Here is a 15184-nt window from a genome sequence, read left to right as displayed (position 1 = left end):
TCTCGGCCGTCTCAACCCAGTTCCGCAGCGTCGCCGGGTTGACGCCGAGCAACTCGCCGACCTTGCGCCGGGCAGCGAGCTTCGACTCGCCGTCACGCACCCGGTCGGCGTACATGCGGACCGCGCGCTCCCGAGTCTCCGAGTCGAACTTCCGTGGTGCAGACACAGGTCCAGTCTCCTTGCTGGTTGGACCCTTCACCTGCCCCAGGACGATTCATACTTCAGGAACAGCATGCCGAAGATGTATTCCTTGTACGCGGAGGCCTCCATCGAGCCCCGCAGCACGTCGGCCGCGGCGAAGAGGTGCCGCTCCAGCTGCGGCAGCGTCAGCCGCGCCATCAGCGAGCGCTCCCCTCGGTGAGTCGCTCAGTCCGAAGCAAGCGGCACCAGGCACCTAGGCCGTTGGTCATCAACAAGGACCGGACCGACATCAGACTGCTCGCCCTCCCAGGTAGCCGACGGAGGCGCTGCCGGGTCCACGGACGGACCCGGCGGGGCTACACGCAGCGACCCTATGCGCGCCCACCGGCAGATCCGGAACGCCACACGCCCGCACCTCGTCGCTCGCGGCCGAGCGGGTTGGGACGGCCGTCGACGCTCCGAAGGGCCCCGACACTGACAAGAGCCGGCACTCCTCCGTGCAGCGACAGGCGCCGCGCCGAGTTCAGCCCTTCCAGAAGGCTTCCAGTTCCCACTGGCGCCGAGCGAGGCTCACGCCGCCTCCCGGCCGGTGCCCTCATCAGGCATCTGGAGATTCCAAGATCACGAGGCAACACGCGTCTTGCACTTTGGAGCCCGCAAGTCGTTGTGATGGATAGCAGCGCCGTCGGGGTGCCCTTCGACCCTCAGCCGGCCGCCGCGGGCTCGTTCTCGTCCGCGAAGATGCCCTGTCCCTGCGCCGCCCACTTAGGGCGTCCGCCAATAGGGATGATCACCGCGCTCGGCGTGGCTGATCGTCGGGGGCAGGCACGAGGGCCACGCTCGCGAAGGTGCTAACGCTCCGTGAGATGTGGACCGCTCGTGCCTGCCGTCCCATCGTGCATCCTTGATCCGCTGCGCGAGGAGTTCCTCGCCCTGCTGCCTGAGCGTGTCGATGAGCACCCGTTGGGCTGCCACCGGCCGCGCATCGCCGATGCCGTGGTGTTCGACAAGCTCGTGCAGGTGCTGATGTTCGGCGCCGGCTACGAGCGGATCGCCGACGCCACCTGCTCGGCCACCACGCTGCGCCGCCGCCGGGACGAGTGGATCCGGTTGGGCGTCTTCGACCGGCTGCGGCTGGCCTGCCTGGACGCCTACGACAAGATGATCGGCCTGGACCTGGACCACCTGGCCGTGGACGGCTGCACCACCAAGGCGCCCTGCGGGGGTGAGTGCGCCGGTCGCAGCCCGGTCGACCGGGGCAAGGGCGGGATGAAGCGCTCGCAGCTGTGCGAGGGCGCCGGGGTGCCGCTGGCCACGGTGTCCGCGCCGGCCAACACCCGCGACGACACGTTGCTGCCCCAGACGCTGGACGCGCTCAAGGACTTCGCGCCGCTGCCCGCCGACGTCTTGGTGCACCTGGATGCCGGCTATGACTACCGGCCCTGCCGGGAAGCGCTAGACGAACGCGGCCTGGCCGGGCAGATCGCCCACCGCGGCGAACCGGCACCGATCCAGGTCGGCCGGCGCTGGGTGGTGGAGCGGACCAACTCCTGGCTCAACGACTTCGGCAAGCTGCGCCGCTGCACCGAACGCCGCCGCGACTGCGTCGATGCCTACCTCGCCCTGGCCGCCGCGATCGTCACCGTCCGTGCACTGTGCCGGGCCGCCTGGCTGCTGTACCGCTGGGACGACCGACCACGATCACGACGCATCCGCTGACCTACTGGCGGGGGCCCTTAGGGACAGGTCGCCAGCGGCACACTGCGCGCTCAGTTCTCTTTGCGGACGCCCTTGAAGACATCGCCTGACTTCTTGACAGCCACGAACTGGCCGGACGACGTGTTGCGCTTGGTCCAGAGGCCGGAGGTTGGGTTCTTCACCTGGCTACGTCCCGTGACGGCCCCGGTTCGGCGTCCCTTGCCCGTGTTCTTAGCCACGTGGCCCTCCTCGGTGTCCTTGCCGCTCCGCTGCTCCTGCTTCCAGTCTGCCGCAGAGTGCCGACAGCGTACGGCTGACTTGCCGCGGCTCATTGAGGCGGCACCAGGTGTTGGCCGATGTAGGCGTAGGCGGCCAGGATCCATAGGGCCGCGATGGCGAGCGCGGTCCCCACGCGGCTGAGACGTTGGATCCGGTAGGCCAACGAGTTGCGTTCACGCGTCAAGAGCAGCGATGCCGCGAAGGTCGTTGGAACCACCAGCACGGCCAGATCGTCGGTGGTCAGGGTGCCACGGTCAAGGCTGACTATGGTTAGCCCGACGGCAACCCACGTCAGAGCATGGATCGTCCAGGTAGGTATGCGGATCGCGAGCGGGGCTCGGAGGCTGAGGCGGAGCACGCCGCGGCGGTCTCTGTCTCTCTCGGAGGTGTACAGACCCCAGTGCTCTCGAGACTTCCGTAGACCCGAGGCGAGCGTCCGCTCGGTCTGCTTGCCGTCCACACCACGAAGTTGCACAGCGCCGATGTCCACGTTCTCCACCGCAACCTCCAGCGTCACATGGTTGCTCCGAGCGTCCGAGAGGTCGAACGGCTGGCGCGCCCGCGGCAAGAGCGGACCGAAGCCGAGCGGAACCTGATGCTCGGTTGTGACGACGAACGGGCGACGGAGGGGAACCTCGCACCAAACCATGGACTGCCACCTTCGGCCGTAGTCGGCCAGCGTGCGAAGCGTTAGTGAGCGCCTCGGCCCATTGGCCACGGCGACAAGCCGATTCACGAAGGTTCCCAGAGAGGTGATCGCCCTCAGGAGGTCGTCCACGCTCTGGACGTCCCCCCGGTCGGCGAGGAGGGGGGCCACTAGCAACGGCTCGTCCGCGGAAGAGGTCGCGCTCGAACCCTCGCCAAGGGCCTGTCGCAGCAGTCGCCCAGTCTGCTGCGAGGAAGCACGGAGCTCGGCGAACTGCTCATCTTTGATGCGCAGGGGCGTTCTTGCGCGTCGTTCGACGTGTGCAGACCGGCTTGCCAGAGCAGGGAACCGCTCCTGGATGGCCCCACGAACCGCGGTTCGTAGTCGGGTCAGCAACGAGTCCCCGCTGGAATCGTCGGTGAGCGGCGACAGCCCCTCCTCCAAGTAGCGGCGCAGAGCCCGGCGGGGGCGGAAGCGATACGTCCTTCGGAAGCGCTCCCAAGGCGCGGGAGTGAACTCGCAGATGGCTGCCAAGACGGCATCCGTGAGGTCGTCTGTCGCAACGCCTTCGCGTTCGGCGAGCGCGCGAACGTGCCCGGCCTCGATCTCGGCGGTCGCCCTTCGGTGGACGAGGTAGGCGGGCTTGTCATCGACGGCAATGTTGAACCCGAAGAGTGGGCGTTTGGTCATCATGACGACAGGCAAGAGGACGTACGCGGACTCGACGTCGTCGCCAACCTCCTGCCCCAGGAGCACACCCAACGGGTTGACGTGCAGTGACCGGCGCCTGACGCCGACACGGGCGCTGCGAACGGAGAGCTGCTCCACCGCGCGAAGTCGCCACTCGTCTGGCTGGAGCAAGAGAGGCAGCGTCACCCCTTCCCAGTTCTCGGTCAGATCGGGCGGTGAGGAAGCAGGTACCGCTGCCTCACCGACCTGCCGGCCCGGCCACCGCCCGTACCCTGCCAACCGCACGCCGTGAAGGTACGGCGGGCACGTTGCCCTGCGCGAGGGGGCCGCCCTACTGCAGACTCACAAGATCAAGTGCCACACACCTCCTGTATCTAGGGTCTGAGAGCTCGTGGTGACGGGTTACAGGAGATCTGCCAGCAGACTTCATGCCATGGGAACGAGCGGCACCCCCGAATACCGGGCACGACGGCGGGCAGGTGAGCAACAACGCCGTCAACGCCACCAGCAGGCCGCAGTGAAGCGCCCCCGTCCGGACCAGGCCGGCCCTGCGGCGGACGGGCCCGAACGCCGCATCGCCGCGACGACCTGCGGATGGTGCGGCGGACCAATCACCTCGCGCAGGCGCGGCCCGATCCCGAAGTGGTGCTCGGCCACCTGCCGGCACCGGGCCTGGGAGCAGACCCGTGCGGCGAACTCCGGCCGGACGGCAGTGCAGGTGGTCGAGCGGCAGGTCGAGATCCGGGTACCCCTCGAGCCGACCCGTCGAGACTGGCCGCGGTTGCTCGGCGAGCTCGCCGGTCAATTGGATCACGGCCGCGTCTACGACCGGGACCTGCCGGCCCTCGGCCGGGCACTGGACCCGGTCCTGCGGTCCTACCGGCGGCGGGCGCGCTGGAGCGGCGCACCTGACCTCCCCTGAGCGCCCGGAGCCGGAGCTCCCGTATTTCTCCTGTAGCGCACCGGCGCCGACGGTGACGTCGCGACAGTTGTCGTGGAGCGGGAGGCCAACGGGGGGTGACGTAGGTGACGGGGGCGGTGACGACCCGACCGGCCCGACGTCACCCCGACCGGCGGGCCACTGGTCCTCGCTAGCGACGTGACTCCCGGCCTGCTGGACGGCAGTGCCCCCTGGCCGCGCAGCACGCCCCGCCGAGAGGCCCACCGATCCAGTGCGAGGGGTAGCGCGCGCCGGTGACGCCCGCGCGGCATGCCGTCTGGGCAGCTGACCGCACCTCTGTCACCCCGTCGTCGGCTACTCGTCACAACGAATTGCGCAGCCCTGGATGCATAAGGTGTGTCGGCTCGTGATCTTGTCTGGTTCGGCAGTCGAGATGGCCGCGGAGAGCGTGCAGGCGAGGACGCGTGTACGTAGCCGATCGGGTCGCCGACGGTGCGAAGGTCCGCTGACGGGGTGACGTGGCGCCGCACGCAGCGGCGACCCTGCCGAAGACGTGGGGTTGGACCCTCACTCAGGCGTTAGCGGCACCAGTTCCTCACGGGCCAGCAACGCCCCCGTAGGCGGCGGCCGCCTGCACGCCTTCCGAGGTCAGGGTCGGATACTCCGCGACGACCTCTTCGGGGCTCATTCCGGCGGCCAGGCAGTCGAGCACCACGCTGACCGGCACGCGGGTGCCGGCGATCACCGCCTGGCCGCTCAGCATGGCCGGATCGCTGGTGATCAACCCCAGAAGGTCGGAGCCCATGCGCCCAGGGTGCCCGCGCCCGCGATCTACGCCCAGCACGCCGAGCCCCGGACCGTGCGGGCCTCGTCGAGCTGGACCCTCGATGCCTGCGCGACCGCATGACACCGCGCGAACCGCTCGACGTACCGGAGGAAGACCGGAGGCCCGCCGGAGCAGGTCAGGAGACCGAGCAACTCGACGGACGTCGGCCCCAGGTGATCAGGAGCTCGGACAGCAGGGACTGGAGAAAAACAGGAACTTCGCCGGGCACTGTCACCAACCGGCCAGAAATGGCGCCTTCTCCAGGTAGGCGTGCGACGCCGGGCGCCGGCGCACGGGGCCACAGGACGAGGAGGGCGAGATGGGCGATGAGCAGCGACCTCGTGAGCCGGTCTCCAGCGACCCGCTGCTGCTCACACCGGAGGAGGCCGCCACGGTGCTCCGCCTCGGGCGCACGACGGTGTACGCGCTGATGAAGGCCGGCGACCTGCGGGCGGTCCACATCGGCCGGAGCTGCCGCCTCTCCCGCAGCGAGCTCGAACGTTACGTTCGCGGCCTGGAAGCTCCGCGCACCGCTCCTCGTGCGCTGCGCCGTGCCCGGACTACCACGGACCAGCACGGACTCTTCGAACTCGGCCCGACGTCGCCCGATGCCGCGTGAATCCACAACCGCTCCGCCGGTGTCGGACCGCTCGCCCAGACTGACACTCCAGCCCACGACCCAGGAGTGACCGATGGTGGGACGCGCCTCGAACGGCGAGTCGACGATCTACAAGGGCGCCGACGGACGCTGGCATGGCTACGTCTCCGTCGGGTTCACGCTGGAGGGCAAGCTCGACCGCCGACACGTCAGCAGCAAGAGCCGCGGCGTCGTGGTCACGAAGGTCCGTGAACTCGAGCGCAAGCGCGACTCCGGGACGGTCGGCGAGACGTCGACCCCGACGGTCGCCGAGTGGCTCGAGCACTGGCTGACGACCATCGCCCCGCGCCGCGTGCGACAGCGGACCGTGGAAAGCTACGAGTCGGCCGTTCGCAGGCACCTGATCCCCGGCGTCGGCCGGCACCGCCTCGACCGGCTGCGGCCCGAACACCTCGACCAGCTCTACACCGCCCTGCTCGACGACGGCTACTCCCCCGCCTCCGTGCTGCGGCACCACCGCATCCTGTCCCGGGCGCTCACCGTCGCCGTCCAGCGCGGCCACGTCCCGCGCAACGTCGCCGCCCTCGTCGACCCGCCCGCCCAGCGCGCCAGCGACGTCGCCACCGCCCTCGACCTCGGCGAGGCCCGTGCCGTGCTCGAAGCCGCGGCTCATGTGCGCAACTCCGCCCGCTGGACCGTCGCGCTGGCCCTCGGCCTGCGCCAGTCCGAGGCCTTGGCGCTGCAGTGGAAGGACGTCGACCTGCTCACCGGCACGCTCACGGTCCGGCGGAGCATCCACCGGGTCCGCGGCGGCGGGCTGATCTACGAGGAGCCCAAGACCCGCCGCAGCCAGCGCACGCTCGCCCTGCCGATGCCTCTCGTCGGCGAGCTGCACCGGCACAAGGGCGCGCAGCTCGGCGAGCGGATGCTGGCCGGCTCCGAGTGGCACGACGAGCACCTCGTCTTCGCGCAGGCCAACGGCCGGCCGATCGACAAGAAGACCGACTACGACGACTGGACGCGGCTGCTGCAGCAGGCCGGCGTCCGCCACGTCCGCCTGCACGACGGCCGGCACACCGCCGCCACTCTGCTGCTGAGCGAGAACGTGCACCCGCGCGTGGTCATGGAGCTGCTCGGCCACAGCCAGATGCGCACCACGATGGACATCTACAGCCACGTCATGCCGGCCCTCGCCCGCGAAGCCGCCGACCGCATGGGCACCCTGCTGCTGCCAGGTAAGGGTGGGCGAACTGCAACCACAACTGCAACCAGAGACGACTCAGGCCGCTCCCCGGAAGGGGAACGGCCTGGTCGTCGGGGTGGAGCTGAGGGGACTCGAACCCCTGACCCCCACACTGCCAGTGTGGTGCGCTACCAGCTGCGCCACAGCCCCGTGCCGACCCGGTCCGGTGCGTCCGGGCCGGGAACGACTGTACAGGGCCCGGACGGCCACCCGGCGCCGGGGGGCGGCCGTCGGGTCAGATGTCGACGCCGCGCTCGGCCAGCCACGGGATGGGGTCGATCCGCTTGCCGTTCATCCCGCCCTTGTGAACCTCGAAGTGCAGATGCGGGCCGGTCGACTGGCCGCGGTTGCCCAGCAGCGCGATGGTCTCGCCGGCCTCCACGTACTGCCCCGGCTCGACGAGGATCTCGTCCATGTGGCCGTAGACGGTCACGTCGCCGTTCTCGTGGAGGATGTAGACGGCCAGCCCGAAGCCGCTGGCCGAGCCGGCCCGCAGGACGACGCCGTCGACGGCCGCGTACTCCGGCGTCCGCATGGGGGCGGCGAGGTCGATGCCGTAGTGGAAGGTGCCCCACCGGGAGCCGTAGCCACTGGTGAGCCGGGCGCCGTCGACCGGCAGCACCGCCTTGGGGCGGGCGGCTTCCCGAGCGGCCTCCGCGGCGGCAGCCTCCGCGGCGGCCCGCTCGGCGCGGGAGGCGGCCACCTCGGCCAGCCGGGCCTCGGCCTCGGCGACGGTGATCGAGGCCATGGGCAGCGTCTCGACGTCGTCGCCGATGGTGGCGAGCTCCATCTGGGCGGCGAGCACCGAGGTCGGCTCCGCCGCGGCGTCGGGCGCGGTCGAGACGCCGGTGACCCCCGCGACCAGCCCACCGGCGACGAGCGCCGCCAGCAGCAGCGGACCGCGGCGCGGATCCGAGGCCGACCGACGGGGCCGGGGAGGAGCGGGGACCCGGAGGTCCCCGGGGCGCTGAGCGCGACGCCGTCCGGCCATGCACCTACCCGTCTCGAGGGAAGAAGGCCCGTCGCCGGGCTCGATGGGGTTGCGGCCGATCCAAACACTGCGTGATGGATTCGTGACCGGCCGTCCGGCGTGTCCTCGGGAACACGCCGAGAGTGATGTCCCACACGTCCCACGCGTCCCACGTCGGGCGGAAGGGTCTCCAGGCCTCGATTAGGCATCGAGCGGCGCGGCCCGACTCGACGGCCGCCGCTCCCTGCGTGTACTTGTTGTCGACGCTGCACCACCCGGTCGACGACTCCCGTTCACCCGCGGCAGGAGCCCGCCGACCCGGGCCAGGCCCGTCGGCAGAGGAGTGATCACCGCACCGCACGAGAAGGACCAGATGCCGCATGACGAGGCGTGGACCGCGCCCGGCCGCACCCGGCCAGGGCCGTCGCCGATGAGGGTCGTCTGGTTCAGCTTCCGCGGGCTCTACGCCGACAACCCGCGTGCCGTCTACGAGGGGCGCCTCGCCCGCGGCGGACCGGAGGCCACGCACACCTGGCTGTGCACGCCGGCGACGCAGGGCACCTTCCCGCCCGACGTGCACACGGTCCTCTACAACACCCCGGAGGCCCGGGCCGCGCTCGAGTCGGCCGGCGTCGTCGTGGCCAACGACTGCATGTCCATGCGCTGGGACAAGCAGTCGGGGACCACCTACCTGCAGACCTGGCACGGCACGCCGCTCAAGCGGATCCACCACGACGTCCGGCCCGTGCGCCCGGGCTGGCTGGACGACGCCGACCTCGACGTCGCCCGGTGGGACCACCTGCTCTCCCCCAACGCGGCGAGCACCCAGCGGCTGCGCGGGGCCTTCGGCTTCAGCGGGCCGGTGCACGAGACCGGCTACTCGCGCAACGACGTGCTGAGCAGCCCCGACCGGGACGCCGTCCGCACCCGGGTACGCGACCGGCTGGGCATCCCCGAGGGGACGACGGCGGTCCTCTACGCGCCGACCTGGCGCGACGACCTGGTCCTCGACCGCATCGGCGACCGCGATGTCGAGCTGCGCGTCGACCTCGCCGACTTCGCCGGACGGCTCGGCGGGGACCACGTCCTGCTGGTGCGGCTGCACAGCATCGTCGCCGACCGGCTCGACCTGCCGGCCGGCCTCCCGGTCGTCGACGTCTCCGACGAGCCCGACCCCGCGGAGCTCTACTCGCCGCCGACGTCCTGGACACCGACTACTCATCGGTGATGTTCGACTTCGCCGTCACGGGGCAAGCCGATCCTCTTCTTCACCTACGACCTCGCCCACTACCGGGACGACCTGCGCGGCTTCTACGTCGACCTCGAGGAGGTCACGCCCGGGCCGCTGCTGGGGACGAGCACCGCGCTCGTCGACGCGCTCGCCGACCTCGACGCGGCGACCGCCCCCTTCGCGGAGCGCTACGCCCGGTTCCGGGAGACCTTCTGCTCCCTGGACGACGGGCACGCCACCGAGCGCGTGCTCGACCTGCTCTTCTCGCCGGTCCCGCCCGCCGGAACACCCACGACCCGATGAGGGGACGACAGTGCTCGCTGACCGCGCCGCCACCGCGCATCCGGTCCACGACCGCACGCTGCCCGACGTCCCGGCCCCCGGGCGCCGCAGCACTCCCCGCTTCAGGTGGTGATCCTCGCCGCCGGCATGGGAACCCGGCTGGGCCGGCCGTGGCCCAAGCCGCTGACCCCGCTGCACGACGGCCGCAGCATCCTGCAGCGCCAGCTCGACGGCCTGCGCGCCGTGCTCGGCCCGGCCGCCGACGTGACCGTCGTGGTCGGCTTCGCGGCGGAGCGGGTGATGGCCGCCGTGGACGGCGTCCGGTTCTCCTACAACCCGCACTTCGCCGTCACGAACCCCTCGCAGAGCCTGCTGCGCGCGCTGCGCACCACCCGCGACGGCGGGGTGCTGTGGCTCAACGGCGACGTGGTCTTCGACCCGGCGGTGCTGGAGGCGGCCCTGCCGGCGCTGCTGTCCGACGAGAGCTTCGTCTGCGTCGACACCTCCACCGTGGCCGACGAGGAGGTGAAATACACCGTCGACGCCGACGGATAAATCGCGCAGCTGTCGAAGACCGTCGTCGGCGGCCTGGGCGAGGCGGTGGGCATCAACCACGTCTCGTCCGCCGACAAGCCCGTGCTCGTCGATCACCTCGCCGCCTGCGCGGACCAGGACTACTTCGAGCACGGCATCGAAACCGCGATCGCCTCCGCGGGGCTGCGCTTCCGGCCGCGGGACATCTCCCGCTTCCCCGCCGTCGAGGTCGACTTCGAGACCGACCTGCAGCGGGCCAACGAGCTCTTCGCCGCGCGCGGACACCTGCACCCGGTCGCCGACGAGCCGGCCTGAGCGGATCTGCGCCTCAGCGCCGTCCTGGCTCACCGTTCCGGCTCCGGGCTCACGACTGGTCGTGAGCCCGGAGCCGGAACGATCAGCTCACCTGATCATCGGCCGATTCGGGCCACCGGGCGCGGCTCGTCGGCCGGGCGGTCCGCGGGCCCGCGCTCGCGGAACCGCCGGGTCGCCACCAGGCCACCGACGACGCAGCCGGCGCCGAGGGCCAGCAGCACCGCCACCGCGGCGCGGGCCAGCAGCACCGGGCCGTTCGCCAGCACGTGCGCGGTCCACAGCACGTCGACGTCGGGCAGCCCCTGCACGAGCAGCAGCCAGCCGAGGACGACGGCGAGCAGGGCGGTCAGGCCCCCGCGACCGCGGCGGGCCGCCACGAAACCGCCTCCCGCGACGGCGACGGCGGCCAGCCCGGGCAGCAGCGCCGAGACGACCGCGCCGGCGTGGGAGGAGACGCTCACCGCCGGCTCCGGCGTGGTCGCCGCGTGGTACAGCGCACCCGCCGCACCGACCAGCAGCAGCGCCCCCAGGGGCCGGGGGGTGCGGGCGACCAGCGCGGCGGCGACGGGGGCCAGCGCCAGGACGGCGTAGAGCGGCCACACCAGCCACGGCGAGGGCGGCGGGCTCCAGGTGAGCTCGCCTCGCACCTCCACCTCGGTGCCGCCGTAGGCCATCGGCACGACCCACTCCGACACCAGGTGGTCGCGGGTCGGGTCGGCGGCCACCGCAGGCGGCAGCACGCCCTCGCTCATCCAGTGCGTCCGGTGGTCGTGCCACACGTAGCTCGGCTCGGTCGAGACCTGCACCCAGTCAGGCTCGGCGTGCGGGCCGGCGTGCGGCGGCAGCGTCGTCCGGCCGAAGCGGTCGAGGTTGATGTAGGTGGCCGGGCTGTTCGCGTTGCGCCAGACACCGTCCGGGCCGATGCGCAGGTAGGGCTCGTCGGAGTAGCCCGGCACCTCGACCTCGGTCGCGGTGGGGTTGACGACCTCGAACTCGTCGCCGAAGGACAGCACCCGCACCGAGACGCCGGGGAGCGCCGGGCTGACCGACCGGATCCGCCCGTCGAAGTCGCTGCCGGCCGCTCCGCCGCCGACGTGCGCCAGTGCCGGGCCGGCCACCAGCAGGGCGGCCAGCGCCCCGAGGACGACGACCAGCAGGCGGGCCGCCGCCCGATTCACGCCCCGGCCACCAGGCCGAGGTCCCCGGCGATGTCGCGGCTGGTGTTGCCCGCGTCGAAGGCGACGTGGGCGAGGTCGTCGGCGCCGTACAGCAGCAGCAGTGACGAGTGCAGCCGGCCGTCGTCCTCGGCCTGCGGCACCCCGGCGGCCAGCTGCGCCCGGTCGATCGCGGCCTGGTCGCCGGTCAGCCCGACGAAGCGGGTCGGCAGGTCGGCGTCGAAGCGGCCCAGGTACTCGGCGAGCACCTCCGGGGTGTCGAAGGCCGGATCGGTCGTGACGAAGACCACCTGCACCTGCTCGGCCAGCGCCGGGTCGACCCCGCGCAGGGCGACGGCGACGTCGGCCATCGTGGTCGGGCAGATGTCGGGGCAGTTCGTGAAGCCGAAGAACAGCAGCGTCGGGCGCCCGGCGGTCTCGGCGGCGAAGTCGTAGGGCTGGCCGTCGGGACCGGTCAGGGTGAAGGAGGGCCGCTGATAGGGGTCGGGCAGGTCGATCCCGGCGTAGCGGTCCTCGGGGGCCTCGACCACGGCGGCGGGGGCATCCCCGTGGTCGTGGCTCGCGTCGGTGGCCTGGCCCTCGCCGGCGGCTGCGCCACCGCAGCCGACGAGCACGAGCCCGGCCGAGACGGCCAGGGCGGCCAGCCTGCTGCGGTGGAACGGAATCACGAGGACACGGTACGACGACCGGCCCGCCACCCGAGGACGACGCCGGCCAGCCCGGTCAGCAGCGCGAGGATCGCCACGAACAGCGCGAGCGCGCCGGGGCCGGCCTCGCCGTGGCCCGTGGCGCTCTCGGTCGCGGCCTCGGTGTCGGTGGTCGGCGCCTCGGCGACACCGTGGCCGGGACCGACCGCGGAGGTGTCGGCCAGCGTCAGCACCGGGGCGGGACGCTCGGGCTCCGGCTGCCCGTCGACGGTCGGCTCGATCCATGCCGACTCGGTGCCGTCGCTGTAGGTCTGCACCGTCGGGAAGGCCAGCTGCGCGCTGTCCGGGAACGGCCCGCCGGAGAGGGCGAACTCCTGGAACTCGCCGGGCCGGATGCCGCCGCCGTCCTCCGCCCGGAACTCGACGACCGACACGTAGCCGGTGACCTGCTCGCCGTGGCTCTCCAGCGGCGTCGACAGGTCGGAGGTGGTCGTGGTGACCGTCCAGCCGGGCACCGGCTGGGCGCGCAGCGACGCCGTCGCGGACTCCTCCGGGATGGCGATCCGCAGCGCGACGGTGCTGGCGGTGTCGCTCTCGTTGGGCACGCGGAAGGTGAGCTTGCCGAAGCCGCCGGGCTCGGCGTCGGTCGACGAGACGCCGACGTGCGCCGAGGCGGCGCCCGCCCCGACGAGCGCGGCGGCCAGGGCCGTCAGCAGGGCGAGGACGACGACGCCGAGGCGCGCGAACGGTCGGGGCAGGGATGTGGACACGGTTCTCCTGTCGGATCGGGTGGAGGGAGGAATCAGCGCACCGGGAAGGTGGTGCTGGCGGTCCCGGCGGTGAACTCGTCGAGCCGGACGGTGACGGCGAGGGTCCAGGTGCCGGCGCCGGGGATGGCCATGCCGTCGCCGACGTAGTGGCCGGGCCCGGCAGGTTCGAGGGGGACGTCGATCGGGCCGATCTCCTGGGCCGGCTCGGTGAGGGTCACCCGGATGTCGACGGGCTGGGTGAACTGCCCGGCCTCGTCGAGGAGGTAGACGTGCAGGGTGTTCGGCCCCGTGGCGGCCGGGTCGACCGACACCTGCACGCTGCCGGCCTCCCCCGCCGCGGTCTGCACCGGCAGGGTCACGTCCACCGGCCGGGCCACCTCCGCGCGCGCCGGCGGGGTGCCGACCAGGACGGCCGAGAGCACCAGCACGACCAGCCCGACGGCCAGCTCGACCAGCACCGACCGGCGCAGCGCGGGGCGCTCGGCCGCAGCTGCGGCCACCTGCACCTCGGCGCGGGCACCGGCGGCGGAGGCGACGACCGGGTCCGGCTCCGGCTCCTCGCTCGCGGCGAACGCGTGTGCGGTCACCCGGCGGCGCGGCGCGGGCCGGGACCGCGAGACGCCCAGGTGCTGCTGCACCCACACCCGGGAGACCCCGGCCGCGGCGAGCAGCAGGAGGACGAGGGCGAGCTTGGCCAGCAGCACCCAGCCGTAGGTCGTCGTCACCAGGGCGACCGGCGAGCCCACCTCGCGCACCGACTGGACGACGCCCGTGACCACCAGCGCGGTCACCGAGCCGGCGGCCAGCCGGGAGAACGGGGGCAGGGCCCGGGCCACGTCCGCCGCCGGCGCGTCCTCCCGGAGGACCCCGCCGAGCAGCCCGGCCAGCCCGCCCAGCCAGACGGCCATCGCGGCGACGTGCACCGCGGCGGCTGCGACCGCCAGGCCCGGCAGCGGCCCGGCGACCGGGTGGCCGACGGCAGCCACGGTGACCACCAGGGCGACCGCGAGGACGCCGCCGGCGATCACGTCGGGGAGGGTCGGGGCCCCGCGCCGCCACACCGACCGCAGGACGACCGCCAGGCCCGCGACGAGCACGATCCGCAGCAGGTGGGTCGACCCGTTGGCCGAGGCGAGGGTGGCCTGCAGCAGTGCCGGGTCGACGACCGAGCCCAGCCCGCTGCCCGCAGCGTACGGACCCTGCAGGAGGAAGGTGAGGGCCGCGCCCGCGGCGACGGCGGCCAGGCCGCCGGTCACCATCCGGCACAGTCGGGGCGAGCTCCAGCCCGCCGGCCACCCGGCCAGGAGGAGCACGGGGACGCCGAGGCCGAGGGCCAGCCCGGCGAAGCCCAGCCAGCGGGCGGCCGGCAGCGCCGCGGCGACGAGCGGGTCGGTGCCGCCCCCGCCGGCGACCGCGTCCGCCGCCACCAGTTCGCCGTCCCCGACGACGAAGGAGAACGCGCCGGAGATGGGGTGGGAGTCGGCCGAGACCACTCGGTAGGTGACGAGGTAGCCGCCGTCGGGCAGGTCTGCGCGCAGCGGGACGACGACGCTGTCCCCCTCGACCGTGGCGGTGCCGGCGTCGACCCGGTCGCCCGACGCGTCGAGCACGCGGGCGTAGCCGGCGCCCAGGGAGACGCCCTCGGTGAAGGTGAGGGTCACCTGCTCCGGCGCCTCCTCGAGGCGGGCGCCCTCCCCCGGGTCGGTCGACACCAGCTCGGCGTGCGCGGCGGCGGACGGCGCCGTCGCCACCCCCACCCCCAGCCACAGGCCGAGGAGGGCCGGCAGGAGCAGCAGCACCCCCGGTGCCGGGCGCCTCACGCGGGCACCCGCTCGCGGCCGACGGCGGGCACCGCCCGCCGGCGTCGGCGTCCCCGCCAGGCGACGACGGCCACGAGCGCCACCCCGACCAGGACCAGCAGGTGCGCGACCGCACGATCGGCGTGCACGTGCCCGGCCCGCAGGTCGGCGACGGTGAGGACGGCGAGCAGCACGGTGAAGGTGCCGAGGAAGGGCAGCGCGCCGGCGGCCAGACGGGGAGCGGCGGCCACCGCGAGGAAGGCCACGGCGACGCCGAGGTTCCAGGCCCCGGTCTCGTGCGCCATGTGCACCGGCGCGCTCATCGCGCCGGCACCGGCGACCAGCGACGGCCAGGCGAAGCCGGCCTGGGCGACCCCGACCGCCAGCAGGGCCAGCCGCAGCCCGGCGGTGGCCAGCCGGGCGCGGGCGGCCGCAGATC

15 protein-coding genes, 1 tRNA gene and 3 pseudogenes are annotated in these 15184 nt (G+C 72.8%); 6 read left to right on the top strand and 13 right to left on the bottom strand.

Translation table 11 applies throughout. The features are described from left to right. Both E4P41_RS18805 and E4P41_RS18800 read right to left on the bottom strand, forming a co-directional pair. Positions 1 to 166 (bottom strand): annotated as a pseudogene (locus E4P41_RS18805) (IS3 family transposase); the annotation flags it as partial. Positions 167 to 195: 29 nt separating this feature from the next. Further along, on the bottom strand, positions 196 to 339 hold the full coding sequence (locus tag E4P41_RS18800) for a type I restriction-modification system subunit M N-terminal domain-containing protein (protein ID WP_209307799.1): 144 nt from the start codon (positions 337 to 339) through the stop codon (positions 196 to 198). Between the two features lie 681 nt (positions 340 to 1020). Between E4P41_RS18800 and E4P41_RS18795 the strand changes: the two genes are divergently transcribed. Continuing rightward, complete coding sequence (locus E4P41_RS18795; RefSeq protein WP_135142772.1) at positions 1021 to 1860, top strand: IS5 family transposase; 840 nt, start codon at positions 1021 to 1023, stop codon at positions 1858 to 1860. 50 nt (positions 1861 to 1910) lie between these two features. Here E4P41_RS18795 and E4P41_RS22365 read toward each other — a convergent pair whose 3' ends face one another. After that, positions 1911 to 2078, bottom strand: coding sequence for a hypothetical protein (locus E4P41_RS22365; RefSeq protein ID WP_167761175.1), 168 nt, complete (start codon positions 2076 to 2078; stop codon positions 1911 to 1913). An 89-nt stretch (positions 2079 to 2167) separates the two neighbouring features. Beyond that, a complete protein-coding gene (locus E4P41_RS18790; RefSeq protein ID WP_135142771.1) occupies positions 2168 to 3592 on the bottom strand; it encodes a hypothetical protein in 1425 nt (474 codons plus the stop codon). Positions 3593 to 4172: 580 nt separating this feature from the next. Between E4P41_RS18790 and E4P41_RS18785 the strand changes: the two genes are divergently transcribed. After that, on the top strand, positions 4173 to 4376 hold the full coding sequence (locus tag E4P41_RS18785) for a hypothetical protein (protein WP_135142770.1): 204 nt from the start codon (positions 4173 to 4175) through the stop codon (positions 4374 to 4376). 574 nt (positions 4377 to 4950) lie between these two features. On the opposite strand, the gene E4P41_RS18780 is transcribed toward E4P41_RS18785, so the two are convergent. Continuing rightward, on the bottom strand, positions 4951 to 5160 hold the full coding sequence (locus tag E4P41_RS18780) for a DUF433 domain-containing protein (RefSeq protein ID WP_135142769.1): 210 nt from the start codon (positions 5158 to 5160) through the stop codon (positions 4951 to 4953). A gap of 340 nt (positions 5161 to 5500) precedes the next feature. Between E4P41_RS18780 and E4P41_RS18775 the strand changes: the two genes are divergently transcribed. Further along, positions 5501 to 5800 (top strand): helix-turn-helix domain-containing protein, encoded by a 300-nt coding sequence (locus E4P41_RS18775; RefSeq protein ID WP_135142768.1) that lies wholly within the window; start codon positions 5501 to 5503, stop codon positions 5798 to 5800. Here the strand turns inward: E4P41_RS18775 and E4P41_RS23450 are convergent. From E4P41_RS23450 to E4P41_RS18760, 3 genes are all read right to left on the bottom strand, one after another. After that, the gene (locus E4P41_RS23450; protein ID WP_245177477.1) at positions 5742 to 6920 is read right to left on the bottom strand and encodes a hypothetical protein; all 1179 of its coding nucleotides are present in this window, start codon (positions 6918 to 6920) and stop codon (positions 5742 to 5744) included. The genes E4P41_RS18775 and E4P41_RS23450 overlap by 59 nt on opposite strands. 179 nt (positions 6921 to 7099) lie before the next feature. Then, positions 7100 to 7172, bottom strand: a tRNA-Ala gene (locus tag E4P41_RS18765). Positions 7173 to 7257: 85 nt separating this feature from the next. After that, entirely contained in the window at positions 7258 to 8013 is a 756-nt protein-coding gene (locus E4P41_RS18760) for a M23 family metallopeptidase (protein WP_135142767.1), read from the bottom strand. 352 nt (positions 8014 to 8365) lie between these two features. Here E4P41_RS18760 and E4P41_RS18755 point away from each other — a divergent pair. From E4P41_RS18755 to E4P41_RS22785, 3 genes and pseudogenes are all read left to right on the top strand, one after another. Further along, positions 8366 to 9526 (top strand): annotated as a pseudogene (locus E4P41_RS18755) (CDP-glycerol glycerophosphotransferase family protein). Positions 9527 to 9652: 126 nt separating this feature from the next. Further along, complete coding sequence (locus tag E4P41_RS22790) at positions 9653 to 10060, top strand: NTP transferase domain-containing protein (RefSeq protein WP_209307798.1); 408 nt, start codon at positions 9653 to 9655, stop codon at positions 10058 to 10060. Positions 10061 to 10105: 45 nt separating this feature from the next. Then, entirely contained in the window at positions 10106 to 10354 is a 249-nt protein-coding gene (locus E4P41_RS22785) for a hypothetical protein (protein WP_209307797.1), read from the top strand. A gap of 95 nt (positions 10355 to 10449) precedes the next feature. Here E4P41_RS22785 and E4P41_RS18745 read toward each other — a convergent pair whose 3' ends face one another. From E4P41_RS18745 to E4P41_RS18725, 5 genes and pseudogenes are all read right to left on the bottom strand, one after another. Further along, the gene (locus tag E4P41_RS18745; RefSeq protein WP_135142766.1) at positions 10450 to 11532 is read right to left on the bottom strand and encodes a hypothetical protein; all 1083 of its coding nucleotides are present in this window, start codon (positions 11530 to 11532) and stop codon (positions 10450 to 10452) included. Next, complete coding sequence (locus E4P41_RS18740; RefSeq protein ID WP_135142765.1) at positions 11529 to 12197, bottom strand: SCO family protein; 669 nt, start codon at positions 12195 to 12197, stop codon at positions 11529 to 11531. The genes E4P41_RS18745 and E4P41_RS18740 overlap by 4 nt, the downstream gene beginning before the upstream one ends. Continuing rightward, positions 12194 to 12946, bottom strand: coding sequence for a YcnI family protein (locus tag E4P41_RS18735; RefSeq protein ID WP_135142764.1), 753 nt, complete (start codon positions 12944 to 12946; stop codon positions 12194 to 12196). The genes E4P41_RS18740 and E4P41_RS18735 overlap by 4 nt, the downstream gene beginning before the upstream one ends. A gap of 32 nt (positions 12947 to 12978) precedes the next feature. Continuing rightward, positions 12979 to 14766, bottom strand: a complete 1788-nt coding sequence (locus E4P41_RS18730; protein ID WP_135142763.1) for a copper resistance CopC family protein — start codon at positions 14764 to 14766, stop codon at positions 12979 to 12981. Further along, a pseudogene (locus E4P41_RS18725) lies at positions 14763 to 15184 on the bottom strand (hypothetical protein); the annotation flags it as partial. The gene E4P41_RS18730 and the pseudogene E4P41_RS18725, both read right to left, overlap by 4 nt.

Source organism: Geodermatophilus sp. DF01-2 (genome assembly GCF_004571065.1).
In the GTDB taxonomy this organism is placed as follows: domain Bacteria; phylum Actinomycetota; class Actinomycetes; order Mycobacteriales; family Geodermatophilaceae; genus Geodermatophilus.
This window is presented reverse-complemented; position numbering and strand designations above follow the sequence as displayed.

What these genes read in the sequence shown, in the direction of transcription:
- E4P41_RS18800 (WP_209307799.1), bottom strand. Translation starts at nt 339, where the DNA reads ATGGCGCGGCTGACGCTGCCGCAGCTGGAGCGGCACCTCTTCGCCGCG.
- E4P41_RS22790 (WP_209307798.1), top strand. Translation starts at nt 9,653, where the DNA reads ATGGGAACCCGGCTGGGCCGGCCGTGGCCCAAGCCGCTGACCCCGCTG.
- E4P41_RS18775 (WP_135142768.1), top strand. Translation starts at nt 5,501, where the DNA reads ATGGGCGATGAGCAGCGACCTCGTGAGCCGGTCTCCAGCGACCCGCTG.
- E4P41_RS18760 (WP_135142767.1), bottom strand. Translation starts at nt 8,013, where the DNA reads ATGGCCGGACGGCGTCGCGCTCAGCGCCCCGGGGACCTCCGGGTCCCC.
- E4P41_RS18780 (WP_135142769.1), bottom strand. Translation starts at nt 5,160, where the DNA reads ATGGGCTCCGACCTTCTGGGGTTGATCACCAGCGATCCGGCCATGCTG.